Annotated in this window: 21 protein-coding genes, 1 tRNA gene and 2 pseudogenes; 10 read left to right on the forward strand and 14 right to left on the reverse strand. The window is 36.2% G+C overall.

The genetic code is table 11. The features are described from left to right. Positions 1-869 precede the first annotated feature (869 nt). A tRNA-Leu gene (locus BUA71_RS16770) sits at positions 870-951 on the reverse strand. Between the two features lie 186 nt (positions 952-1,137). Between BUA71_RS16770 and BUA71_RS16775 the strand changes: the two genes are divergently transcribed. From BUA71_RS16775 to BUA71_RS16785, 3 genes are all read left to right on the forward strand, one after another. Then, positions 1,138-2,526, forward strand: a complete 1,389-nt coding sequence (locus tag BUA71_RS16775) for a dipeptidase (protein ID WP_072881847.1) — start codon at positions 1,138-1,140, stop codon at positions 2,524-2,526. Between the two features lie 428 nt (positions 2,527-2,954). Continuing rightward, positions 2,955-3,800 carry a universal stress protein gene (locus BUA71_RS16780; RefSeq protein ID WP_072881849.1) on the forward strand — a complete coding sequence of 282 codons (846 nt, stop codon included), beginning with the start codon at positions 2,955-2,957 and terminating at the stop codon, positions 3,798-3,800. A gap of 112 nt (positions 3,801-3,912) precedes the next feature. Continuing rightward, on the forward strand, positions 3,913-4,485 hold the full coding sequence (locus tag BUA71_RS16785) for a pentapeptide repeat-containing protein (RefSeq protein ID WP_072881850.1): 573 nt from the start codon (positions 3,913-3,915) through the stop codon (positions 4,483-4,485). Between the two features lie 3 nt (positions 4,486-4,488). Here the strand turns inward: BUA71_RS16785 and BUA71_RS16790 are convergent, their stop codons facing one another. The 5 genes from BUA71_RS16790 to BUA71_RS16810 form a co-directional block, all read right to left on the reverse strand. Next, positions 4,489-5,211: a TVP38/TMEM64 family protein gene (locus tag BUA71_RS16790; protein ID WP_072881852.1), complete on the reverse strand. Its 723-nt coding sequence runs from the start codon at positions 5,209-5,211 to the stop codon at positions 4,489-4,491. A gap of 4 nt (positions 5,212-5,215) precedes the next feature. Further along, on the reverse strand, positions 5,216-6,067 hold the full coding sequence (locus tag BUA71_RS16795) for an SdiA-regulated domain-containing protein (RefSeq protein WP_072881853.1): 852 nt from the start codon (positions 6,065-6,067) through the stop codon (positions 5,216-5,218). Positions 6,068-6,194: 127 nt separating this feature from the next. Then, entirely contained in the window at positions 6,195-6,638 is a 444-nt protein-coding gene (locus BUA71_RS16800) for a PepSY-like domain-containing protein (protein WP_072881854.1), read from the reverse strand. Between the two features lie 157 nt (positions 6,639-6,795). After that, positions 6,796-8,058 (reverse strand): sensor histidine kinase, encoded by a 1,263-nt coding sequence (locus tag BUA71_RS16805; RefSeq protein ID WP_072881855.1) that lies wholly within the window; start codon positions 8,056-8,058, stop codon positions 6,796-6,798. Beyond that, positions 8,055-8,732, reverse strand: coding sequence for a response regulator transcription factor (locus BUA71_RS16810; protein WP_072881856.1), 678 nt, complete (start codon positions 8,730-8,732; stop codon positions 8,055-8,057). Before BUA71_RS16810 ends, BUA71_RS16805 begins: the two co-directional genes overlap by 4 nt. 361 nt (positions 8,733-9,093) lie before the next feature. On the opposite strand from BUA71_RS16810, the pseudogene BUA71_RS17940 reads away from it, so the two are divergent. Next, positions 9,094-9,330 (forward strand): annotated as a pseudogene (locus BUA71_RS17940) (YkvA family protein); the annotation flags it as partial. A 189-nt stretch (positions 9,331-9,519) separates the two neighbouring features. Here BUA71_RS17940 and BUA71_RS16820 read toward each other — a convergent pair. Continuing rightward, the gene (locus tag BUA71_RS16820; protein WP_072881860.1) at positions 9,520-10,266 is read right to left on the reverse strand and encodes a PepSY-like domain-containing protein; all 747 of its coding nucleotides are present in this window, start codon (positions 10,264-10,266) and stop codon (positions 9,520-9,522) included. Between the two features lie 225 nt (positions 10,267-10,491). Between BUA71_RS16820 and BUA71_RS16825 the strand changes: the two genes are divergently transcribed. The 6 genes from BUA71_RS16825 to BUA71_RS16845 all read left to right on the forward strand — a co-directional run bounded on the left by BUA71_RS16825 (position 10,492) and on the right by BUA71_RS16845 (position 15,541). Then, positions 10,492-11,589: a sensor histidine kinase gene (locus BUA71_RS16825; RefSeq protein ID WP_072881862.1), complete on the forward strand. Its 1,098-nt coding sequence runs from the start codon at positions 10,492-10,494 to the stop codon at positions 11,587-11,589. A gap of 1 nt (position 11,590) precedes the next feature. Beyond that, positions 11,591-12,913: a sigma-54-dependent transcriptional regulator gene (locus BUA71_RS16830; RefSeq protein ID WP_072881864.1), complete on the forward strand. Its 1,323-nt coding sequence runs from the start codon at positions 11,591-11,593 to the stop codon at positions 12,911-12,913. Between the two features lie 223 nt (positions 12,914-13,136). Then, the gene (locus BUA71_RS17695) at positions 13,137-13,295 is read left to right on the forward strand and encodes a hypothetical protein (RefSeq protein ID WP_175545979.1); all 159 of its coding nucleotides are present in this window, start codon (positions 13,137-13,139) and stop codon (positions 13,293-13,295) included. A 7-nt stretch (positions 13,296-13,302) separates the two neighbouring features. Next, on the forward strand, positions 13,303-14,583 hold the full coding sequence (locus BUA71_RS16835; protein ID WP_072881882.1) for a Glu/Leu/Phe/Val family dehydrogenase: 1,281 nt from the start codon (positions 13,303-13,305) through the stop codon (positions 14,581-14,583). Positions 14,584-14,701: 118 nt separating this feature from the next. Continuing rightward, complete coding sequence (locus BUA71_RS16840; RefSeq protein WP_072881866.1) at positions 14,702-15,112, forward strand: GreA/GreB family elongation factor; 411 nt, start codon at positions 14,702-14,704, stop codon at positions 15,110-15,112. A gap of 12 nt (positions 15,113-15,124) precedes the next feature. Next, positions 15,125-15,541 carry a hypothetical protein gene (locus BUA71_RS16845; RefSeq protein ID WP_072881868.1) on the forward strand — a complete coding sequence of 139 codons (417 nt, stop codon included), beginning with the start codon at positions 15,125-15,127 and terminating at the stop codon, positions 15,539-15,541. Positions 15,542-15,874: 333 nt separating this feature from the next. On the opposite strand, the gene BUA71_RS16850 is transcribed toward BUA71_RS16845, so the two are convergent. From BUA71_RS16850 to pnuC, 7 genes and pseudogenes are all read right to left on the reverse strand, one after another. Then, positions 15,875-17,035, reverse strand: coding sequence for a metal ABC transporter permease (locus BUA71_RS16850; RefSeq protein WP_072881870.1), 1,161 nt, complete (start codon positions 17,033-17,035; stop codon positions 15,875-15,877). Beyond that, positions 17,028-18,143 carry a metal ABC transporter permease gene (locus BUA71_RS16855; RefSeq protein ID WP_072881872.1) on the reverse strand — a complete coding sequence of 372 codons (1,116 nt, stop codon included), beginning with the start codon at positions 18,141-18,143 and terminating at the stop codon, positions 17,028-17,030. The genes BUA71_RS16850 and BUA71_RS16855 overlap by 8 nt, the downstream gene beginning before the upstream one ends. A gap of 92 nt (positions 18,144-18,235) precedes the next feature. Beyond that, entirely contained in the window at positions 18,236-18,976 is a 741-nt protein-coding gene (locus tag BUA71_RS16860) for a metal ABC transporter ATP-binding protein (protein WP_072881874.1), read from the reverse strand. Positions 18,977-19,024: 48 nt separating this feature from the next. Further along, positions 19,025-19,936: a metal ABC transporter solute-binding protein, Zn/Mn family gene (locus BUA71_RS16865; RefSeq protein WP_072881876.1), complete on the reverse strand. Its 912-nt coding sequence runs from the start codon at positions 19,934-19,936 to the stop codon at positions 19,025-19,027. Positions 19,937-19,975: 39 nt separating this feature from the next. Continuing rightward, positions 19,976-20,625, reverse strand: a pseudogene (locus tag BUA71_RS16870) (metal-dependent transcriptional regulator). 546 nt (positions 20,626-21,171) lie between these two features. Beyond that, positions 21,172-22,191 carry an acyl-CoA dehydrogenase family protein gene (locus tag BUA71_RS16875; protein WP_072881878.1) on the reverse strand — a complete coding sequence of 340 codons (1,020 nt, stop codon included), beginning with the start codon at positions 22,189-22,191 and terminating at the stop codon, positions 21,172-21,174. Beyond that, complete coding sequence (gene pnuC, locus BUA71_RS16880) at positions 22,160-22,762, reverse strand: nicotinamide riboside transporter PnuC (protein WP_072881880.1); 603 nt, start codon at positions 22,760-22,762, stop codon at positions 22,160-22,162. Before pnuC ends, BUA71_RS16875 begins: the two co-directional genes overlap by 32 nt. Positions 22,763-23,457 lie beyond the last annotated feature (695 nt).

Genomic DNA, 23,457 nt, shown 5'->3' on the forward strand with positions numbered 1-23,457 from the left:
GTGAATCCATATGAGTGGCTTAAATATACCCTGGAGAATATTATGTCCATCAACCATAAAAATATCCGGAATCTCTATCCTCAGAATTATAAAAATTACAACTAGACTGAACATGATTTTGTTATAAAAAAATAGATAATAAAATTACGCTAAATTAAAAGATGTAGTTGGTGGGGCGCATACTACTAAGTCGGCAGCATCGCGTTAACTGATCCGACAAGTGGCAATAACCGCAAACAGGTGGGCACAATTTATTAGGAAAATTCTACTCAATAATATGAAACCAAATATCGATTTAAAATCCCCCATATTCAAAGGAGTTAGAGATTGGTTTTGAAAGAATCTAAAAAAGCATTAAAAGCTCCATAAACGGTTGAAATGGCTATTTCGGAGTGATGACGCCACCTGTTTCGGTCTCCAAATTTGATAAATACATAAGGTTTGATTTAGTTAAACAATAAATATTTAAGCTGGAACCAAACGGAAGCTAAAATCTTGGCTCAAAAGGAAATGGAATAAATGAGTGGTGGTAGAAGCGTTAACTTTATGCCGTAGTCTTTTGATGGAAGGATAAGAAGACAAAAAATGGGCGTAAAAGGACAATTTTTCAGCCAATGGAGAAAGTTTAAACGAGTTCATTGTATGATAATAAACTACTCACTAAAGAAAAATGAGGTTCAGTTTCCTTAAATCTATGAATTTTTAGAGAACTTAATAAGGTTCAGGACTAAATAGAAGTAATCGTTAACAATACAAATGCAGTTCTTAAAATGGGCAAATGTTGTACCTATGTTGTACCCAAGTCAAAAAATTAAGTAAAAACTGTGTTGTTTAAAATAAAAAAGCCGAAGATTTCTCTCCGGCTTTTGTGCGGGTGAAAGGACTCGAACCTTCACACCGTGAGGCACTTGATCCTAAGTCAAGCGTGTCTACCAATTCCACCACACCCGCATTTTAACAATATTTTAAGAACAACCGTTTGGTTAAATCCTAAGTCTAGCGTGTCTACCAATTCCACCACGCCCGCATTCAATATGTATTGCTTTAACTAAGCGGATGCAAATATACATAAATGTTTCAATTCACAAATAGTCTGGAAATTTTTTTTTTATCTTTATCTCTAATAAAAATGTAACTATGGCAGATATTAAAGATTACATCGCGAAAAATAAAGATCGCTTTCTTTCCGAACTCGTTGATTTACTGAAAATTCCATCCATAAGTGCCGATTCCAACTACAAAGATGATATGTTAAAAACCGCTGAAGCGGTAAAGAAAAAATTATTGGAAGCCGGCTGTGATTCTGCAGAGATTTGCGAAACCCCGGGTCATCCCGTGGTTTATGGTGAAAAAATATTCGACAAAGACCTACCCACGGTCCTGGTTTATGGACATTATGATGTGCAACCACCAGATCCCTTAGATCTTTGGGACTCCCCGCCTTTTGAACCGGTGATCAAAGAAAGTGAAATTCATCCCGAAGGTGCCATCTATGCTCGTGGAGCTTGTGATGATAAGGGGCAGATGTTTATGCACGTGAAAGCCCTGGAATACATGACGCAAAATGACAAATTGCCCTGTAATGTAAAATTTATGATTGAAGGGGAAGAAGAAGTGGGAAGTGAACATTTAGGCTGGTTTATAGAAAGAAATAAAGAAAAACTGGCCAATGATGTTATCCTTATTTCAGATACGGGAATGATCGCTAAAGACACCCCCTCTATTACCACGGGATTGCGCGGACTCTCCTATATGGAAGTTGAAGTTACCGGGCCAAACCGCGATTTACATTCCGGCTTGTATGGAGGTGCAGTGGCAAATCCTATCAATATCCTTTCAGAATTGATCGCTTCCCTTACCGATGAGAATAACCATATCACCATCCCGGGATTCTACGATAAAGTTGAAGAACTAAGTAAAGAAGAACGCAAGAAAATGGCCGAAGCTCCTTATGATGAAGAAGCATACAAGGAAAAAATTGACATTGGTGATGTGCACGGCGAAGCAGGATATTCCACCTTAGAGCGCGCCTCTATTAGGCCTACTTTAGATGTAAACGGAATGTGGGGCGGCTATATTGGAGAAGGCGCTAAAACCGTACTTCCGGCAAAAGCCTATGCAAAGATTTCTATGCGCCTGGTGCCAAATCAGGATTGGGAAGAGATTAGCCAGCTATTTAAAAAACATTTGGAAAGCATCGCACCAAAATCGGTTAAAGTAGAAGTGACACCGCATCACGGCGGCTATCCCTATGTGACCCCTATAGATACGATTGGCTACCGGGCGGCCAGCAAGGCTTACGAAGATACTTTTGGCAAAACGCCAATTCCGCAGCGCAGCGGGGGCAGTATTCCCATTGTCTCCCTTTTTGAACAGGAGCTAAAAAGCAAAATTATCCTCATGGGCTTTGGCTTTGATACCGATGCCATCCACTCCCCTAACGAGCATTTTGGCGTTTGGAATTACTTAAAGGGTATCGAAACAATCCCCGGATTTTACAAACATTTTACCGAAATGAGTAAATAATCTTTTTCTGCGGAAAATTTCTGTAGAAGCCTAAAAAGCGCGATAGGAATAAAGAATTCTGTCGCGCTTTTTAACCGCCATTATTCATAAAGTAATATAAAAAACAGTGTTTCGGCGGTTAACCCCGACTTAGTTACACCCATTTTTGAGTATCAAAAATGTTGGTAAAACTTAGTCGCTGTGGAGCATTGAGGTTAATCTCTTGAATATTCCGGGTTAATTCAATTTCATTTTACCTTTTTTCTTTATTCTTTTATCTTTCCTCTATTTTCTATTCTCAATGCTCTTTTTCCTTATTCTATTTCCCTGAAACTCTCTTCGGCGATAAATTTAAGAAGATTAAAATGCTATCGTTATATTTACGTTGAAGATCCTGATATGATTTTTACTGAAATAATAAAGAGTGTTAATGCATAACGAATAAATATATGGAAAAAAAAGTACTTGTTCCCACAAATTTTAGCAAGCATGCGTGGAACGCGTTGGTTTATGGCTTAAATCTTTATAGGGATATTCCCTGTACATTTTTTATTCTAAATACTTATGAAGCTTCCAATCGTTTAAGTTTTCCTAAAACGAAAAAAGGTGAATCGGAAGATGCCAAATTGGAATCTGAAAAGGGGTTGCAGAAAATTTTACAGGGTTTAAATTTTAGAAAAGAAAACCTGCAGCATAAATTTGAAGTTATTTCTTCAAAAAAAGATTTGACAAAAGCTATTCAGGAAACCGTAGATCAACATAACATAGATTTAGTTTTAATGGCCGCTCACGGCGCCAAAGTTTCCATTAATACAGCTTTTGAAAATGAGATTTCTGAAGTTACAGATGTAATACAAAATTGCTCCTTTCTTATTTTGCCAGAAAATTTAACAAACGCACCTACAGAAAAACCAGAGATTGTTTTTCCCACCAACTATAAGTTTGCTATTAAAAATAAAGAAGTCACACCGCTTAGGGAATTGGCCGTCAGCTTAAATGCAGCCATAAGGGTTTTATACATTGAGGATTCCAGGAAAAGTTTGAGCGAGACACAAGAAAAAAATAAAGAAAGCCTAAAAGCTTATTTTCCCGGAATAGCATTGAGCTTCCACCAACTTTCGCAAACTACCTTAACCACCGGCATCCATCTTTTTATAGAAAGTAGGGAAAGTAGTTTTTTAGCCCTCTTTAAACGGAAAAAAGGTTTTTTTAGCAAGCTTTTTTCTCAGCAATTTACAGAGGAAATTGATTTCAACCCTACCGTACCGGTGCTAATTTTAAAGGAAATGGAGTGAAAAACTTAATAGACAAAGAATATTCGAGACAAATTTTTGATCTCAAATCCTAAAGATTCAATGAAGGTGAAATCAACAAATTTGATTAATCTTGCAGAAATGATATGCCAGGATGAACGAGCTATATTTAGAGGAGGAAAATTTTCAGAATAAAGATTTTAGTCAGGAGCTTTTTAAAACGGGAAGTTATGAATTATGCACATTTACCGCTTGTAATCTTGCAGATTGTGATCTTTCAAAAAGTCAATTTATTGAATGTGATTTTACGAACTGCGACCTGAGCAATGTAAAACTTATCAATACTTCTTTTCAGGACTGTAATTTTGAAAATTGTAAGATGCTGGGACTTAATTTTGAACAGTGTGAAGCTTTCGCACTTTCTTTCGGCTTTAAAGATTGCAACCTTAGCCACTCCACTTTTTTCAACTTAAACCTTCCAAAAACCGATTTTTCTGGTTCTAAATTGCACAATGTAGATTTCGCCAAAGCGAATTTAAATAATGCGATCTTCAAAAATTGTGATCTTCTAAACGCAGTATTTCAGCAAACAAAATTAGAAAAAGCCGACTTTAAAAAAGCGGTGAATTATAGTATTGACCCGGAAAACAACCAACTTAAAGGTGCAAAATTTTTACTTTCCGAAGTTTCCGGTCTTTTGGATAAGTATAAGCTTAAAATTGAGTAATTTTTAATCCTTTTTATGGTTTTCTTTTCGCTTCTTCTTATCCCAATATACATACAGCCCAAAAATAACAAGACTAACCAAAGAGCCCCAAAGGAGACCGGTTTTTAATTGATCTGTACTGTCGCCAATAATGGCGATAAAAATGGTTAATGGTGCAATACCCAGGAGCGTGGCGCCAATAAATTTCCAATATCCCATTTTTAAAATCCCGCCTACAAAACTTATGGCATCATTACTTAGAAAAGGGTTTAGCCGGGTAACAATTACCGCCCAAAAGCCATAATCGTCTAAAAAATCACTAATCTTTTTTTCAGATTTTTGGCCTATTAATTTATCTACGATTACCTGACCAAAATACCCTCCAATGAAATAGCCTACCGAAGAAGCGCAAAAAATAGCCGCAAAAATTATAAGGCTACCGCCTACCGGGCCGTAAGCTAAAATGGAAACAATCATTAAGGCGACAGAGGGAATTACCAGTAAAAACATTTGCGCAATCATTGCGAGAATCAATACAATAGGACCAAACCAACCAAAATTAGAAACCCATTGTTCTATGCGTTCTTCATCATTACTGCTTAGCACTTCCCAGGCACGGTCGAAAAAATCCCCCATTCCCGGAATAAAAAAATACCCCCCAACCAGAACAACCACAATTAACACAGAAATGATTAGCGGCGCTTTACTCTGTTTTACATTAGCATTATCTGCTGTCGATTCTCCCATAAGTTTATTTTAAAGCTATTTCTAAGATGTTGGCCTTGCCTCCCTTCCCTTCATTGGAAATATAAACGGTGCCATCTTCGCTAAACGTTATACCTTCGGCCTGTTTAAAATCTTTCTTTGCCAGAAAGTGAAGTTTCTTTAATTTAAAATCTTCATTAGCGATAATTAAACGCTTAGACCTTCCATCTAAAATATAATATTCTTTGCTAACCGGGTTCAATCCCACGGCAGAGGGTTGAAGTTTTTTGCGCAGTTTTCCTTTTAAATCGGCCAGCAGGGGATCTTTCATTTGCAGTTTCTGAATGGGTGTTTCTTCCAGCTTATCTTCAGCTAAAGAAAATCTATAAATCCCTTTATATGAATCATCTTCTGGCTCGCGGTTTTTGGGAACGAGCAGTAATGCCTTATCATTTTTAGCCCTCGCCAGGCTTTCCATATTATGATCTTCGGTTAAAAATGTTTCTATTTTGGTGGTTGTCTTATTAATTTTCCTAAAATTACTCACCTTAAAAATAGTGCCGTCACTTCGTAAAACGTAAGCATCTTCATCAATCACCCGTATGTCTTCATAATCGCCGTGACCTGCGAAAGTGATTTCCTTTTCTATTTTTGAAGTTTTTAAATTAAAAATAAAAATCACCCCATCTTCATCCTGAATGCAGGCTAAACGATTATCTCCAAGCCAATCTATCCCAGAAACCTCATCTAAAACCTCTGGCAAACGCCACTCTGTGACTATACTATAAGTTTTCTTTTTGTCCTTTTTATTTTCATTGGATAAACTATTAAACGAAAGCATGATCAAGCCGGCGACACATAAAACTCCCAATACAATCCCGGTTACTATTCTATTCATAATTTATTTTTTTCTAAACGCGTTAAAACCCGTCCTTTTCTTAGCTAAAAAAAGGACGAGTATCAATTTTATTTTTTTGCTGAAAAAGTTCTTAGGTTTAGCTTCTTCTATAGACTATGGCAATAACCTACCAAACCGGAACCTCTGAATTTACTGTTCCAGCTTCATTAAAGATTACTTTTTCATCCATTGGCATATCATCAAATTCTATCTGATAATAAATTTCATTGGCCACATTAAGCATTTCCACTTCATCGATCCTGCGATCTTTAAAATCGGTTTCAATGGCAGACTTTACGTTTTCAGGAAGCTCGCTGTACAACATATCTTTTTTATAGCGCAGTAAATTACCTTCACTATCCAAATAAGCTTCGTGCTCTACATTCTTGATTTCGAATTCTACCTCATAATCATTACCTACCTGTTCCCAATCTACTTTTTTCGCATCAGAAAATTCTGCGTTAAAAGCGTTAAGTACAACAGAAGGAACATCATTGCTTCTCATATCGTCTTCATCACAGGAAACAAAACCCAGGGCTAATACCAGCACCATTAAAAATACTTTTTTCATTTTTTTATTTTTTATGTTTTATGTTTTATGTTTTATGTTTTAAGCAAATATTGGATGTAAAACTGGAAAGAATATGGAATTTATAGACTTAAAGTGTTTTTATAAAATAAAAATTTTCAGGCTACTTCTGTTAAATGCTGAATTAAAATCAATTACTTTATCGTGTGATATAAAAATTATGCCTGCCGGTAAATTCGTAATTTAAATTAAGGTTATATCTTTCGGTAATTGCTTTAGAAATTGCCAAACCAATGCCATTAGAGCGTTTGGAGGTCCTAATACTTTGAAAACGCGAAAAAATTTTGTCTGGGTTTAGCGCTTCTGTTCGGCCGGCGTTACTCACACTAAATTTATCATTAGACACTTTTACTTCAATAGTATTTTCCTCAGCCCCGTGAATAATAGCATTTTTGAATAAATTACTTATTAAAACCCGTGCGAGCTGCCTGTTCATGCTAATATTTAGGCTGCCAGCTTCTACAAAATTAATCTTCATACCTTTATGAGTGGCCAAGTCCTGAAAGTCTTCAATTAACTCTTTACTTATTTCTGCCAAGTTTACAGTTTCATCATCATCGTACTGGCTGTTTTCAATTTTAGAAAGTAATAGTAAAGACTTGTTCATCCTGGTGAGTCCTTCCAGGTTATTTAATGCAGAAGCGATCATCGCAATCTGATCTTCGGTTAAATTATTGTTTTCTACCAGTAATTCCAGTTTATTAATACTAATGGCTAACGGGGTTTGCAACTCATGCGCCGCATTTTCAATAAATTGTTTTTGGCTGTTGTAACTTTCTACAGATTTCCCAAGCATCTGCTCAATGCGTTTATTTAACAAATTAAATTCATCTATTTTCGAGGGACTCGTAGTAATGGTTTTGTCTTTGTCTATTCTAAAATCCTTCAATTGATTCAGTAACAAATAAAACGGATTCCAAATTTTTTTTAGAATAAAATTATTCAGCAACAAAATACTTACAATAAGCCCCAGGTAGAGCATAATTAAAGAAAATAATAGATCTTCAATTAAATCGTCTTCTTCTACCATGGAAGTCACGATTTTTATTTTATAATAGGAATTATCTAATTTAAAGACACTTTCCAACATTCTCACGGGTTCAAAATCGTCTTCATTTTGCATATACATTAAAGTGTCCCGGTAGGTATCTTTAAACTGAAGTCCGTAGTTGGGAGAGACTTTTTTTATCGTGTAAGAGCCGTCATCGAATTCCGGTTTATTGAGAATATCTGTTTGTTCTTTGGCCCGTTGAATTACCAACATCTTTTGATTTTCCAATCCGTCATCCAGGCTATCGTAAATCTCATCTAACATTTCCAGGTAAAAAATCACCGCCCAAATGCTCAGCAAGACTAGTAGCACCCCGGCAAAATAACTGGTCGTGTAGTTTTGTAATTTCATAAAACCACAAGTTTATAACCAATTCCATAAACTGCTTTGATTTCTAACTCTGCTTTTGCGACACTTAATTTTTTTCTAAGGTTTTTTATTTGGGAATAAATAAATTCAAAACTATCTGCCTGGTCTATATGATCGCCCCAAACGTGTTCTGCCAGTGCGGTTTTATTCACCAATCTATTTTGATTGGAACAGAAAAACAGCAAAATCTCAAACTCTTTTCGGTTTAATGATAGTTCTGTTTCATCTACGTGAACGGTATGCTCATCTAAATCTACACTAACATTTGCGATATTTATTTTATTGGCGCCTTTAAACTGCCTCCTTCTAAGCACGGCCTTCACCCTGGCATTCAACTCGGCCATATGAAAAGGCTTTGCAAGATAATCGTCGGCACCAAGGTTAAGCCCTTCCAGCTTATCATCTAAAGAATTTCTAGCGGAAACAATAATAACACCGTCTTCTATCTCTTTTTCTTTTAGATCTTTTAGCAATTCGAGACCATTGCCATCTTTTAGGTTAATATCCAGTAAAATACAATCATACTCATAAATGCCTATCTTATCCCGGGCTTCCAGAATACTGACAGCTGTTTCCACCACAAAATTTTCTTTTTCGAGAAAATTCTTCATGGTGTCTAGCATATCCTGTTCATCTTCAATAATCAATATTTTCATAAGGCTGTAGTTTTCTAGATCATAATCTTAAAACAAAGATAATTTTCAAATCTAAAAAGAATTGGGATAACTTTTTTCAGCTGGAAAAAATAAAACCTTTTACTCTTTTGAAAAGTACTATTATAATCAATTTACATTTAGTAAAATTAATACAAAGGCTTCGATAGGCTCTGCCAGACGGAATTTAATCCTCTTCAGGAATTAAAAATATTAGACAAACTTTATCGTTACAAAGTTTTACTTTTTATATTTTCACCATCTGAAAAGCAATTGTACTATGGCGAAATTTTCAAAAGAAAGAGCAAAGGAGGAATTTGATAAGAGACGGAAGAATTTTTCTAAAGAAAATTTAGATAATTTAATGCAGAAAGAAGACAGCCTGTTTTCTAAATTTCTAAATTTTGATAAATTAAACGAATACTACCAGGATTTTAAGGATCTTTTTTCGCTATTAAAAGACTGGTATCATGGGCAATATAAAGATGTACCGTGGATGGTTATTTCTGCAGCGGGCGGTGCTTTGCTCTATGTGCTTTCACCAATAGACCTTATCCCAGATTTTATTCCGGTGATTGGTTATTTGGATGATGCAGCAGTTTTTGCAGCCTGCTTAAAATACATTAGAAAAGACCTGGATAAGTATCGGGAATGGAAATATGGTCCACAGATAGCCGATGAGGCTTAGATAATATATCTTAGTTATTACAATAAACAAAAACGGCTGCAGGAATTAAATCTTGCAGCCGTTTTTTAAATTATTTGAAATTGGTATTACAAGCGATACTAATTAATCATTATCATCATCGTCGTCATCACCGTTATTATCTTCGGCTTCCAGGAAATTTCCTTCGGTATCAAATGTTAATTCTACCCCGTTGTTTAGGTTTACCTCAAAACCATCGTCTTCCCTTTCGGCTTCAATAATTTTTTGATCTGGATAGTTATCGGCAATATAGTCTTGAATTACCTGCGGAAGATCTGCAACAGCAATATCTTCATCATCACTATCGTCATAGCCGCTTTCATCTTCGGCCTGTCCCAGGAAGTTCCCATCGGCATCAAAAATGATTTCCACATCATTTTCTAATTCTACCTCATAGTTTCCATTGTTTTCAATTTCAGCTTCTTCAACCGCAATTCCCGCATAATGCTTTTCTAAAAAGTCCTTGATGTTTTGTGGTAATTCTGAAGCAGCAATATCCCTATCACCAAAATCATCTTCCCCATCATCATCTACACCCAGGAATTCACCGGCGGAGTTGAAAATAAGTTCGGTTCCATCTAAAAGCTCTACCTCGTAGTTGTTGTTTTCTTCCAACTCGACCTCCCTAATAGTTTTATCTGGATAATTTGCTGTGATATAATCCAGAATAGGTTGTGGCAAGCTAGAAGTTTTCACGTGCGTGTCTGCAGTAAAAGCAGTTTCAGTTAAATCTACATCTGGCGTGTTATCTATGTTATCATCATCATCAGAACACGCATAAAACGTAAAACAACTTGCTGCTGCAAGACTTAAGATCTTTAAATTTTTCATTTTTCGATTTGGTTTAATTGTTTCTACCCCTTTAACGCCAACAAGTTTTACAAATTGTAAAGCATACTATTTTTAGCAAAAGTTTATGAATTATTTTCAGCAATAATTCCGTAGTAAATAAATAAAAACCATCTCAAAATCCCGAAAAATAAAAGATATAACACCAAAACAGGAAATGCCCTTATCTTTGTTTGTTGTTAGGAAAAAATTAAAATGTAAAACTATATGCCTGCAAATATTCCTATAGAAGAACGGCTCAAGGAACGAATTAAAGAACTGTCCTGTCTCTACCGGGTTTCATCGGCTATTCGTGAACATACAGATTCTGAAGAGAAAACCTTAATCGCCGTATTGAAAATCTTAAAAGATGCGTGGCGTTTTCCAGAACTGGCGACCGTTGAGTTAAAAAAAGGAAATTTGCATCTTACAACTAATCCTATCCCAGAGAGTTCACACTACCAAAAAAGTGAATTTAAGATCTTTAAGAAAGACACAGGGTATGTAAAAGTGTATTATCCTTTTACCGATCTTTCCAAAGCTCATTTTCTAATAGACGAACAGCGACTATTGGATAAAGTCACCTATGAAATTGCTGTTTTTTTTGAACGCCAGCAGTTGAGGAAACAGGAGGAGCTTTTGCAACGCACCGCCGAGCGGAACGACAGGTTGTCTATTTTAAGTGAAATTACTGCAGGAATTGCCCACGAGCTGAACACGCCGTTGGGGAATATTTTGGGTTTCGCTGAATTTATAGAAAGTAAATCTACAGAAGAACAAAGCAGGCAGGACGCTTCTAAAATCATTAAAGCCGCGATATACTCACGGGAAGTCGTAAAAAAACTGATGCTTTTTTCTTGTGAAATGCCACAGGACATCCAGGTAATTCCCATTAACCCAATTATTACACAAGCTTTATCGCTGCTAAGCCCCAATTTGAGAAAAGCAAATATTGAAACATCTTACAGCATCGCGAACCCCAACTTAAAAGCGCAGGTAGATCCCATTCAACTTACGCAGGTTTTATTCAATTTACTCATTAATGCAATTTATCATTCTCCAGAGCATTCTGTAATCAAAATAGAGGTTTTAGAAAGCAAAAATCACTTTTATATAAAAATCGCCGATGAAGGCAAGGGCATTGAACAAAAAAATAAAGAAAAAATCTTTGAACCATTTTTTACTACCAAGCCTCTTGGAGAAGGTTCAGGATTGGGTTTAAGCGTGGTACATGGCATTGTAAAAAGCCACAAAGGAACTATTACTACCTTGCAAAATAAACCCAAAGGAACTATTTTTAGCATTAAACTCCCCATAAAATTATAATATGGCTTTAAGAGAAAATATCTTAATTGTAGATGATGATTATGATATGCTGGAAGTTTTACAGCGCAATTTGAAAGAGGAAAATTACCACGTTTATAAGGCTACCTCTGTCTTGGAAGCCATAGATATTTTAAAAAATAGCGAAGTACACCTGCTCATTACAGATTTACGTATGCCGGGAATGAATGGGATGGAATTGGTGAAATATGTTGAAGATCATTTTTCCAATATTCCTAAATTAGTCATTACGGGTTACCCCTCTATAGACGGAGCCCTGGAAGCCATAAAATCTGGCGCATTAGATTATTTATCGAAACCTTTTACCAAAGATGAATTACTTGATGCGGTTACTAAATCACTTTCAAATTCTGATAAAAAAACAAAATCAAAATCCGTTTCGAACTCTAAAACTAATGAGGAATATGCAGGAATGGTGGGAAGCTCTAAAAAGCTTGAGGAAATTATAGATATTATTGAACGTGTGAAAAATAACCGGGCAAGTATCTTAATTCAGGGAGAAAGTGGTACCGGGAAAGAATTAATTGCCAGGGCAATTCATTACAAAGGTTCTTTTGCTGCAAATCCTTTTATTGCGGTAAACTGTGGAGCAATCCCGGAAGATCTACTGGAATCGGAATTATTTGGGTTTACCAAAGGGACTTTTACAGGAGCATCAGAAAACAGGGAAGGCTATTTTCAAGCTGCTAAAGGTGGTACAATTTTCCTCGATGAGATTGCGACTGCTTCCCCGGCGGCGCAGGTAAAATTGTTGCGGGTATTACAGGATAAAGAAGTGCGTAAACTAGGTGCACGAAATTCAGAAAAAATAGAAGTGCGAATTATTGCTGCTACCAATAGTGATTTGGCAAAATTGGTGCGCAATGGAAGTTTTAGGGAAGATCTTTATTACCGTTTAAATGTGGTAGGTATTGAAACTCCACCTTTGCGTGATCGTGAGAAAGATATTTTACCCCTGGCTGAAACTTTTGTTAGAAAATATCAAAAAGAATACGGCAAAGAAGATTTAAAACTCACAGCTAAAGCTATTGAAATTTTAAAAAACTACAACTGGCCCGGTAATATAAGAGAACTGGAGAATGCTATACAACGCGCTATAATTATGAGTGATCACCAAATTGATGCACATCATCTCCCCAATTGGATTAAATACAAAGTTCCCACCCCTAATGATGAGCTAATTTCCTTAAAAGAAGTAGAAAAAAAGTACATTTTAAAAGTCCTGGCAGCCGTAGATCAAAATAAATCTAAAGCAGCCGAAATTCTTCAAATAGACCGGAAAACTTTAAGACAGAAAATTAAATAAGATACCTCTAGATATGCCTTTTATTTAAACATCATTACTAAGTAAAATTGGGTAGTTTTCTCCCGTTCGGGTAATTTTGCATCATACAAAATATTGATATATTTCTCGAAAAAAGGCTAAATTATTGAACATCATTCATTTTAATATGCTTAACTTAGTAATTTAATATTCAGGCATAGATTTTGACTACACAGATAGACAGTTCAAATACTTGTTTATGAATATGTCTAATACAACCGCGGCGGCTATTCTTGCAGAAGAATCTATAAACCTGGAAGCAGCCGGTAGCGAGTTGTTTAAGACACTTTGTTTTAACTGTAATTTTAGACACAATTGCAGTTGGAAAGAGAATAGAAAAATGTATTGTGAACATTTTCAATAAAAAACAAATGGCAGAAACAACAAAGATCAAAAAGTTAAGTATGTATGATACGGTAATGAAACAGTTTAATAAAACTGCCGATCTCATAGATCTAAATCCGAACATCAAAAAAATTCTTGGGATTACCAATAACGAAATCATTGTACATTTTCCTGTAAAAATGGATGATGGTAAGGTAGAAGTTTTTACCGGTTATCGTGTACAGCATAATAACGCGCTAGGGCCTTATAAAGGCGGTTTACGATATCACCCAACTATAGATGTGGAAGATGCAAAGGCCCTTGCTATGTGGATGACCTGGAAAACCTCTTTGGCAGGTTTACCCTATGGTGGTGCCAAAGGAGGAATTAAAATAGATCCCCGCAAATACTCTGATGCTGAATTAGAAAGAATTACCCGTAGGCTTACTTATGCTTTGGGTGAAAACATAGGGCCAGAGCACGATATTCCCGCTCCAGATGTAAATACCAATGCACAAACCATGGCCTGGATTGCAGACACATATATGTCTACCAAGGCTACGTCTGAGCGATCTCAAAACCAGCACGTGGTAACAGGAAAACCTGTAGGTACCGGCGGCTTGGAAGGAAGAGACCGTGCAACAGGCTTTGGCGTTTATTTTTCGATAAAACAACTCGTGGAATCTCGGGATGAAAGTTTGAAAGATAAAACTTTTATCGTTCAGGGCTTCGGAAATGTTGGCTACTGGGCTTCAAAATTCCTGGTAGAAGACGGTGCTAAATTATTATCTGTACAAGATGCGCATGCGACACTTTTCAATAAAGACGGTATTTCAGTAGAAAATCTCTATAAACACTCCAGTCCCAGAAAAGGATCTATAAAAGGCTTCGATGGTGCAGAGGAAATGGATCCCGAAGATTTCTTTGGTCTGGAATGCGACATTGTAATTCCTGCCGCTTTGGGTAATCAAATTACGGCAAATAATGCCTTTAAAATTAAAGCAAGTATTGTAGCTGAAGGTGCTAACGGACCAACAGATGACGATGGGGAAAAAATCCTTTTGGAAAACGGTATAACAATTATACCAGATATTCTTTGTAATTCTGGTGGGGTTATAGGTAGTTATTTTGAGTGGTTACAAAACCGTAATGGAGAATTATGGGATTTGGATGAAGTTATGGAAAAGCTAGAGAAAAAACTTTTGAAAGTTTTTAAAAATGTGCAGGGAGAAGTCGATAAAAGTAAAACCGATTGGAGAACAGCTGCGTATAAAATAGCAATTTCACGTATAGAAACAGCCTACATACAAAGGGGAATCTTTCCATAGTTAGTAGGCGAATTTAGAATACTTTTCGAAATATTTTTTAAAAGGATCCTGCCTATTCTTTAATGGGCAGGTTATTTCTTTTTTATAAATATCAATGATGAATTTAATTTAGAAAGTCATGAAATATGATGTAATAATTATAGAAAAAAAGGAACACGAACTATTAAAGCGTATCGTGTCTATGGCGCAATACTACAAGGATAAAACTTACCGTAGTTCTATAGAAAAACTCTCCAGGGAATTGCAGCATGCCAAAATTGTAAAGGAAAAAGATATGCCCGAGGATGTTATTAGATTTAACTCGGTAGTAACCATCTCAACTCCTTTTACGCCAAAGAAGGCATACCAAATTGTAACGCCCGAGAAAAGTAATGTAAAACAGAATAAGATTTCCATATTAGCACCAATGGGATTAGCTTTATTTGGCTATGCCAAGGGTGATGATGTAGAATGGGAATTCCCTTCTGGCACCAACAATATTACTATTGAAGATGTAAAGCAAGATCAAACCGATTTAGAAAATGTATAAATAACGCTAATTATGAACCACAGTTTTCAGGATCATCACGATGAGCACGAAATTCAAATGTTAAGCATCCAATCTGAAGCGCAGCAATGGGAAGAGCGATTAAGCCTTATGAACGAAGAAATATCATTTTATTTAGATATTCTTTCTTCTGCGCTTAACAATAATGTGAGCGTAACCATTAACCGGGAAAATGCTAAACATTTAGACGACGAGCTCCAGGCTATAAACAAAATAAACGAAGCGCATTTGAGCACATTCTTCGATTATAAAAACAAATTAGAAGGTCTAAAAGAATGTGATGATGTACAATGTGAAAACTTCTACCTTAAAGATCACTTGATCTTTAAAGAAAAGCTTATGCAGCATTTTAAAAGTTTTAGAGCAATCAAACTGTTAATCTTCAAATACCTAAGACTTAGTTTTAGCTAGTTCTTTTATTTAGAATAACACCAGCAACCTCTTATTTAAACTATTGTGATACTATTTTAAATTTATTGTTGGTGAATATGAGCCTGTTTCTTAAGTGAATCAGGCTCTTCTTTTTTAAAAAAAACTCTCTTCTGCTTAAAAACTTATTGAATAAATTAACTCGAGGCAAACCACATATATTCAAAAGAAGAATTATTTCAATTTAGAGATAACCCAATTACCATTAAGATAGAGCGCAAGCTGATTATCGGGGTAAATCTGGGTTACCTTATAAATACTGAATTCAATACTTTTTGCCGAATTAATTGCCAGTATTACTCCATCTTGAATCAATCAACCTCTAAAAAGAAAAAATCGTTTCTTTAAACCTTCAATGGCTGTTTCTTCGTTTGTAGTAATATATTTTAAGGCTTCCGCAGTAAATTCCTCACCTTTTGGAGTCAAAAGGGCAATATTAGCATCAATAGTGACAAAATTGTTTTTTTTAGCAAGGTTTAAAATAGTTTTAGACTTCACTTTCCCCCAATTAATGTGCTCTTGCAAATGGTTTACGTGTCGCTCCTTAGGATCGGTATGATTTTGAAGATGTAATAAAAAAACGAGTAAGGAAACTTCTACCTGCTGTTGTTTTTCCTTAAACATTACAGAAAATACACCCTGCCTGGGGGCAAATAAATAAACCAATAAAAAAATCACGCCTAGAACAGTTGTCATAGATCCGGCAATGGAAGCATCTAAAAAATTTGCCATCCAGTAGCCAGAAATTGCAGCAAAAACCCCAAAGAAAGAGCTAAGAATGAGCATTTTCTTTAAGTTATCTGTAAGCAAATAAGCTGTAGCAGGCGGCGCTATAATAAGTGCTACTACCAAAACTGCACCCACAGCATCAAATGCCCCAACAATGGTGACCGAAGAAACGCTCATTAAACCATAATGTAAAATCACCGGCGAAAATCCCAGAGTAGCCGCAAGTCCTTTATCAAAGGTGCTTAATTTAAGTTCTTTATAAAATAAAAAAAGTAGCAACAGGGTTAAAAACAAGATCACTCCTATTACCCAAAGCGATTTGGGACCAATATCCATACCGCCAATTAAAAGCCTGTCAAAAGGTGCAAAGGCCAGTTCCCCCAGCAAGACAGCATCAATATCCAAATGTACGTCGTTAGCATTTTTTGCAATAAGAATAACGCCAATACTAAATAAAGCGGGAAAGACCAGGCCAATAGCAGTATCTTCTTTTACTAAATTAGTCTTCTGAATATACTCTACCATCACCACGGTAACAATTCCCGTAAGCGCGGCCAATAAAATTAATAGTGGTGAGTTGAGATCCTGGGTAATAAAAAAACCGAGTACGATTCCAACTAAAATGGAATGACTTATCGCATCACTAATCATCGCCATTTTTCTAAGTACTAAAAAAGTTCCCGGTATGGCACAGGCAACTGCAACCAGGGCTGCAATAATTTGTATTTCAAGTTGTGCATTAGTCATGAGTGGTTCCCATTTTATTATACATTGCTTCCGCTTCGTTATATCCTTTTTTAGTAAGCGCCCATTCTTTACCGTTAAGTTTTATAAATTGCTGTTCCTCAAGTTTTGTAAGGCTTTTGCGGCTAAATCCGTGAAAGTTATTTAAAATTTTAATGGCATGGGGATGAGATATTTCTTCGTGGTCACGAGCGATATGATACATAAAAGTAAGGGTCTTTCTCAAATGAAGTTCGCGCCTGTTACGTCTAATACGAATCTCCCGGAATAATAACCCCCTACCCGGAGAGAAAACAAAGGATATCGCTACAAACGCAGCGGCCACAAGAACAATTACCGGCCCGGTTGATAAGTTATCCTGGCTTGCACTAATGGCTGTTCCCAAAACCCCTGAAAAAGCACCTAATATAGATGTTAAAACAATCATTATACCCAGGTTGTTAGTCCATTGTCGGGCTGCCGCTGCCGGTGCAAGTAACATAGCACTCATTAGTACCACTCCCACGGTTTTTAGACCCAATACAATAGCCAGAACGATAAAAGAGGTGATAAGAATGTCTAAAAATCTGGTATTAAAACCCAGAGTTTTGGTATAATCTGGATCAAAAAGCAATAACTTCAGCTCTTTCCAAAAAAGCAACAACACTATTAGGCTAATTCCTGTAACCGTTGCCATTACCCAAACATCTTCTTCCACAAGCGTTGCTGCCTGGCCAAAAAGATATTTGTCTAAACCTGCCTGGTTAGCATTTGGCATTTTCTGGATAAAAGTGAGTAACAACATTCCCAACCCAAAAAAAAGCGAAAGAATTAATCCAAGCGCGGTATCGTTTTTTAAACGAGTGCGTTTTACTATTCCCTTAATCCAAAAAGTGCCCACCAATCCGCTTATTAATGCGCCAATTAGAATTAAATTATCATTCTTTACGCCTGTAATTATAAAAGCCAGGGCAATACCTGGCAGGGACGCATGAGAAATTGCATCTCCTAAAAGACTCTGTTTACGCAACACCGCAAAACTCCCTAACATGCCACAAATTGCACCTAAAACAGCTGTTCCAAGCGTGATGGTTCTTAGGGTATAGTTTGTAAAAAAATCTGTTAGTTCCATTTGTAATGTATTCCTTGCTTCTGAAGTCCTTAATAATTGTTCTGAAAGATAATGAGCATAAAGCTTCTTCTCAAGAAGTAAAGTTTAATTAATTATTTATTCACCGCCACTTTATAATTAATCCCATAGGTTTTGGTGAGGTTATCGTCATTAAAAATATCCCGCACAGGCCCCGAAGCAATTCCTTTTACGTTTAGAAAAGTCACCCAGTCAAAATATTTAGGAACCGTTTGTAAATCGTGATGCACAACAATTAAGGTTTTTCCTGCATGGCGCAATTCTTTTAAAATATTGATAATGGCTTTTTCGGTGGTAGCATCTACGCCTTGAAAAGGTTCGTCCATTAAATAAATTGAAGCGTTTTGCACCAGGGCTCGTGCTAAAAAAATACGCTGTTGTTGTCCCCCACTCAGCTGACTAATCTGCCGGTCTTTAAAAGCTAGCATCCCAACTTTCTCCAATGCTTCTAAAGCTTGTTTCTTTTCTTTTTGCCCCGGTCTCTTTATCCAACCCAAACTACCGTAAGTTCCCATCATTACCACATCTAAGGCTATAGTAGGAAAATCCCAATCTACACTACCCTTTTGCGGAACGTAAGCAACCTTATCCACCTGTTGTTTATAAGGTTTTCCAAAGACTTTCACAGTCCCGGCAATTGGCTTAATAATATTTAGAATGGATTTTATAAGGGTAGATTTCCCCGCACCATTAGGCCCAACAATAGCCATTAAAACTCCCTCTGGAATTTTTAGATCTATATCCCACAAAACGGGCTTGTAATTATAGGCAACCGTAAGATCATCAATTTTTATCGCGTAGTTTTTCTCTTTCATAGTACATTCATTAATTTCCTAAGTAAGGCTAAAAGCGCTCCCGTAACACTACTTTAAAGCTTTAACAATGGTGTTCACATTATATTTAAACATACCCAGGTAGGTACCTTCATCGGTGCCAGCACTACCTAAAGCATCAGAATAAAGCGTACCACCAATTTTCACATCAAAACCTTCAGATTTTACTGCTTGTTGTAATGCTTCAATAGTTCGCCTGGGAACACTTGTTTCAATAAAAATTGCTTTAACTTCCTTCTCGATAATTAACTGTGCTAATTTTTGTACATCCTGTACTCCGGCTTCGGTAGCGGTAGAAAGTCCCTGTAAACCCACAACTTCAAATCCATATTCTTTTCCGAAGTAATTAAAAGCATCATGGGCAGTCACCAGGATTCGCTTTTCTTTGGGTAATGTTTTAATAGCCTCCTTAATCTCCTTCTCCAGGGCATCTAATTTTTTCAAATAAGCTGTTTCATTCTTCTTAAAAAAAGTAGCATTTTCGGGATCTAGTTTACTTAATTCCTCAGTTAAATATTTTGTTATTTGCCTCCAGTAATCAATATTAAACCAAATATGCGGATCGTAACTTGAAGCAAAATATTCTGAACCAATTAATGTGTTTTTATCCAAAACTTCGGCAAGGGCAATAGTGTTGGTATTTCGTCCCATCTTCTCAAAAACATCAACTAATTTTCCTTCCAGGTGCAATCCACTATAAAAAACAACATCGGCTCCGGTTAATTTAGAAACATCCCCCTCGCTGGCTTTGTAAAGATGAGGGTCTACCCCGCTTCCCATTAAACCTTGCACCCGCACAGAATCTTTTCCTATATTCTTAACCAGATCTGTGATCATGGTTGTGGTGGTTACAATATTAAGTTTCCCATCATTATTTTTCACTGAATTATTACAACTTGCAAAAAGAAGGATACAAATTAAGCTTAAAAGGATATTTTTCATAAATGGATTTTAGTATGCTAATTTTAGATTTTAAAAATACTAAGTGATGTAAATATTATCGGTAGCGGTTTTTGAGAGCGATACTTTTTTATCGTTAACCAGAAGCGTCATGCTTTCATCAAAAGCTTCTATAGCTATTACTTTTAATGCAGAACCCAGACTTATCTCCTGTTTATCTAAAAATTTGAGGAAAGAAGACGAGGTATCATTAACGCCTTTACAAAAACCCGTCTCCCCCGCTTCCAGTTCAGAAAGTTTGCGTTTCTCAATTTTAGGCAAATTGCCCTCCATATCTGGAATGGATCACCATGAGGATCAAATTTCGGTCGCCCTAAAAACCTGTCCAATTCTTCCACGAGCTTTTTGGATTTAATATGTTCGAGTTGCTCGGCAATGTCGTGTACTTCGTCCCATTCAAAATTTAAATGCTTTACGAGGAATGACTCCCATAACCTATGTTTCCTAACAATGGTAAGCGCATGTTTCTTTCCCAGGTTGGTTAATTTTACACCGTAATAGCGTTCGTGATTTACCAATTTTTTTGCAGCCAGTCTTTTAATCATTTCGGTAACAGAAGCTGCCCTCGTATCTAAACTCTCTGCCAGATTACTTGTGGAAACCCCACCTTTCAATTCCAATTGTAGATGGAGAATTGTTTTCAAATAGTTTTCTTCAGATTGGCTAAACATATTATTAGGATCTATCACAAAGATACATTTTAATAATTAAAAATAAAATATTAGCTTAGCCTAAATAATAAGTAATATTATTAATTTTTATATTTCTGAAATTTTTAATTTTTTATTCCAAGTTTAAGTAACCAGGAATCTTGCTTATCTCACTACAAAGAATTCCAGGCAGTTAACTATTGAGGATTATAATTTTAGACAGGTTTTGTTCTAAAACATTTATTCGTGGACACGCAGGGATTTAAGCAAAAAGTATTAATATTTTGGTTAAAATTCTTTTTAAACTAATGGAGAGGAATATATCTCTACTTTCAAGTAAAGAAAGCGTTCAAAAATAATAAGAAAAAACTTTAAAATTTTGCAGTCCAATTAGCTTATCTTATAAACAGAATAGGAAAGCAGAGTGAGGTACAAAAGTCGGTCATATTTCTCGAAGAGCATTAGGAATCTTTATAGAAGATTAGTAGATTTTTAATCAATTCATTTTCTGCGAGCCTATTCTTTTTTCAGTCTTGACAAATTTTATAACACCACGTGTTAGTGTATTTATCTTGTAAAAATATGATGCTGGGTTGCGGTAAAATAATCCCGGAATAACTGATTTAACTCCTGATCTTCCCTACTTGCACGAATTCCTAAAAGAGGATAGACTTCAATAATATGTTTAGACATATTTCTTACTGAATTAGCTGCACTCTCATGAATTTTGTTCCTGGTTGCTTCAGAAATTTCCAGATTATCCGCAATGGACGCTTCAATCTCATTGGAGTAGTTCATTAAATTCTGCTGACTTTCAGTAATTGTTTCAAGAAAATTACTACAAACCTTCCCACCTTTAAGCTTAAATTTGGAAGCTTCAAGAAAATGCCCGGCCATTCCTATATAATTTACCCAAAGTGTTAGGTCTGCAAATACTGCGAACGGAATTTTAAATATATCCTGAGGCTGATAAAATTTATTATATATAAAACTGAATTTTTCATGAATCAACGCATTCTTCACCAAAAAAGAATTTGTTACAGATGCTTTTAACCCCATAGTATTCCAATCTTTAATAATCTTTACTTCCTTTTTTGGGAGTATAAAAGACCGTACTTCTGGTTTTTCGTGTTCATCTAAAACTACTTTTCCATTCTCATAAATTTGGGCATTTAGGGTAAAGTGGGAAAGATAAGATGAACCCGTTGCATAACGCCACTCTCCAGATATTCTATAATAATCCCCTTCTTTTTCCGCTTTTCCCGAAACAGCACCACTTCCTCCAAGACAAATATGTTCTTGAGACTCAACAAATAGTTCTTTAGCGGCATCTGGCGGCAAGTTCCCAATAAAATAATTCGCACCACTGCACAAGGTAACGGTCCACCCCAGGCTACCATCAATTTTGGCGAGTTCCTGTAACCTATTAAGCCCTTTTGTGAGCGACAGTTCCAATCCGCCATATTTCTTTGGCACCCACAGGTTCCATAAATTTTCCACAGCAATCCAGTTTAAAACCTCTTCTGGAAAAACAGCACTTCCCAAACATAGGTTTTTAAGCCTTTGCAAATCTCGTTCTTTTATCATTTTGTATAATTTTTCGCCATTTTAAATATCCGGAAGTACCTATTACAAACAGGAAAATTGTGAGCCCTGCGTAGATATACAGTTCTTTATAGAAAAGTAAGGGAATAGAAATGGCATTGCTAATATTTAAAAAGATCCAATTTTCCATCTTGCGCTTTGCCATAAGCCACATACCAGCCCAGGCAAAAGCACTCACTCCCGCATCCCACAGCGGAACATCAGAATTGGTGTGGAATTTTAGCCAATAGCTCATGAAAACAAAACAAGTTAATACAATTCCAAATGCTTTTAAATATTCCGTTTTATTCGCATAAGAAATAGGACTTTCTTTCTTTTGTTTCCCAAACTTCCAAAAGAACCAACCGTAGATACTCATAATCAAATAGTAAAAACTCAATAGAATATCAGCATAGAGTTTAGATTGGTAATGCACCCAAATACTTATAAGAATTGAGACAATTCCAAATAAATAATTATGCACATTATTCTTGCGTGCCATTAACACCTGGATTACTCCGAAAGCAGTACCCAGGGCTTGTAACCAAATAAGTTTTGTGAAAAAATCCTCCATCGCTATTTATTAAAACCGATGAAATGAGGAGATGAAGTGATAAATTGCCTTTGCAATTTAATAGAAAATTCCTACGCCAGTATTACCTGGATCAGGTGTGGAGCTTAGGCTCCTGGGTATCATCTCAGCTTACCTAGAAGGTAGGCACCCCATTTCAGGTACAAAGCTATAACATATAAATGAATTAACAAATAATAGATGACAACCTCGGCGTCAACCAGCAAATTAAAAGAAGAACTACTCTTACAATTTTTAATAAGCCCCAATTAAGAGCAAAGCAAGCAGTTAAATGAGATAATATCTTGTTTCTTCGGAAGAAAATAAATGCCCTGTGTTTTCCCCTGAAGCCAAAGTGCCGAAACCCTAAAACTTATAAACTTCAGGTGTAGGTCTTGTGAAGCTAATTTTGGGGCTTTTACAAAGCGAGAGGATTGTTCCTGGTGATTTTCTTCGTGCTTTTGTGGCACACAATTGAAAAAAATAACATCGTAGGGGTTTATAAGCCATGACTTCGACAAGCTCAGTCTGACAGAAATAGTTCACCAAACTAGACTTAAACAAATCTGCTGTGATGCGTTTTTCGAAGTGCTCGCTCCTATATGAAGGTTTCACCCGTAGGTCACGCTGAGCCTGTCGAAGCGCTAATTCATCACAAAGTTTATTCTTTGGCTAACCAATCACAACTGGCCCAACCA

The sequence above is a fragment of the Salegentibacter echinorum genome (assembly GCF_900129445.1).
GTDB lineage: Bacteria > Bacteroidota > Bacteroidia > Flavobacteriales > Flavobacteriaceae > Salegentibacter > Salegentibacter echinorum.

Coding starts and splice junctions, on each gene's coding strand:
- BUA71_RS17695 (WP_175545979.1), top strand. CDS start 13,137: ATGTCTAATACAACCGCGGCGGCTATTCTTGCAGAAGAATCTATAAAC.
- BUA71_RS16840 (WP_072881866.1), top strand. CDS start 14,702: ATGAAATATGATGTAATAATTATAGAAAAAAAGGAACACGAACTATTA.
- BUA71_RS16820 (WP_072881860.1), bottom strand. CDS start 10,266: ATGAAAAATTTAAAGATCTTAAGTCTTGCAGCAGCAAGTTGTTTTACG.
- BUA71_RS16810 (WP_072881856.1), bottom strand. CDS start 8,732: ATGAAAATATTGATTATTGAAGATGAACAGGATATGCTAGACACCATG.
- BUA71_RS16875 (WP_072881878.1), bottom strand. CDS start 22,191: ATGATAAAAGAACGAGATTTGCAAAGGCTTAAAAACCTATGTTTGGGA.
- BUA71_RS16845 (WP_072881868.1), top strand. CDS start 15,125: ATGAACCACAGTTTTCAGGATCATCACGATGAGCACGAAATTCAAATG.
- BUA71_RS16790 (WP_072881852.1), bottom strand. CDS start 5,211: ATGGGAGAATCGACAGCAGATAATGCTAATGTAAAACAGAGTAAAGCG.
- BUA71_RS16780 (WP_072881849.1), top strand. CDS start 2,955: ATGGAAAAAAAAGTACTTGTTCCCACAAATTTTAGCAAGCATGCGTGG.
- BUA71_RS16775 (WP_072881847.1), top strand. CDS start 1,138: ATGGCAGATATTAAAGATTACATCGCGAAAAATAAAGATCGCTTTCTT.
- BUA71_RS16800 (WP_072881854.1), bottom strand. CDS start 6,638: ATGAAAAAAGTATTTTTAATGGTGCTGGTATTAGCCCTGGGTTTTGTT.
- BUA71_RS16855 (WP_072881872.1), bottom strand. CDS start 18,143: ATGGAACTAACAGATTTTTTTACAAACTATACCCTAAGAACCATCACG.
- BUA71_RS16860 (WP_072881874.1), bottom strand. CDS start 18,976: ATGAAAGAGAAAAACTACGCGATAAAAATTGATGATCTTACGGTTGCC.
- BUA71_RS16805 (WP_072881855.1), bottom strand. CDS start 8,058: ATGAAATTACAAAACTACACGACCAGTTATTTTGCCGGGGTGCTACTA.
- BUA71_RS16850 (WP_072881870.1), bottom strand. CDS start 17,035: ATGACTAATGCACAACTTGAAATACAAATTATTGCAGCCCTGGTTGCA.
- BUA71_RS16865 (WP_072881876.1), bottom strand. CDS start 19,936: ATGAAAAATATCCTTTTAAGCTTAATTTGTATCCTTCTTTTTGCAAGT.
- BUA71_RS16795 (WP_072881853.1), bottom strand. CDS start 6,067: ATGAATAGAATAGTAACCGGGATTGTATTGGGAGTTTTATGTGTCGCC.
- BUA71_RS16830 (WP_072881864.1), top strand. CDS start 11,591: ATGGCTTTAAGAGAAAATATCTTAATTGTAGATGATGATTATGATATG.
- BUA71_RS16835 (WP_072881882.1), top strand. CDS start 13,303: ATGGCAGAAACAACAAAGATCAAAAAGTTAAGTATGTATGATACGGTA.
- BUA71_RS16825 (WP_072881862.1), top strand. CDS start 10,492: ATGCCTGCAAATATTCCTATAGAAGAACGGCTCAAGGAACGAATTAAA.
- BUA71_RS16785 (WP_072881850.1), top strand. CDS start 3,913: ATGAACGAGCTATATTTAGAGGAGGAAAATTTTCAGAATAAAGATTTT.
- pnuC (WP_072881880.1), bottom strand. CDS start 22,762: ATGGAGGATTTTTTCACAAAACTTATTTGGTTACAAGCCCTGGGTACT.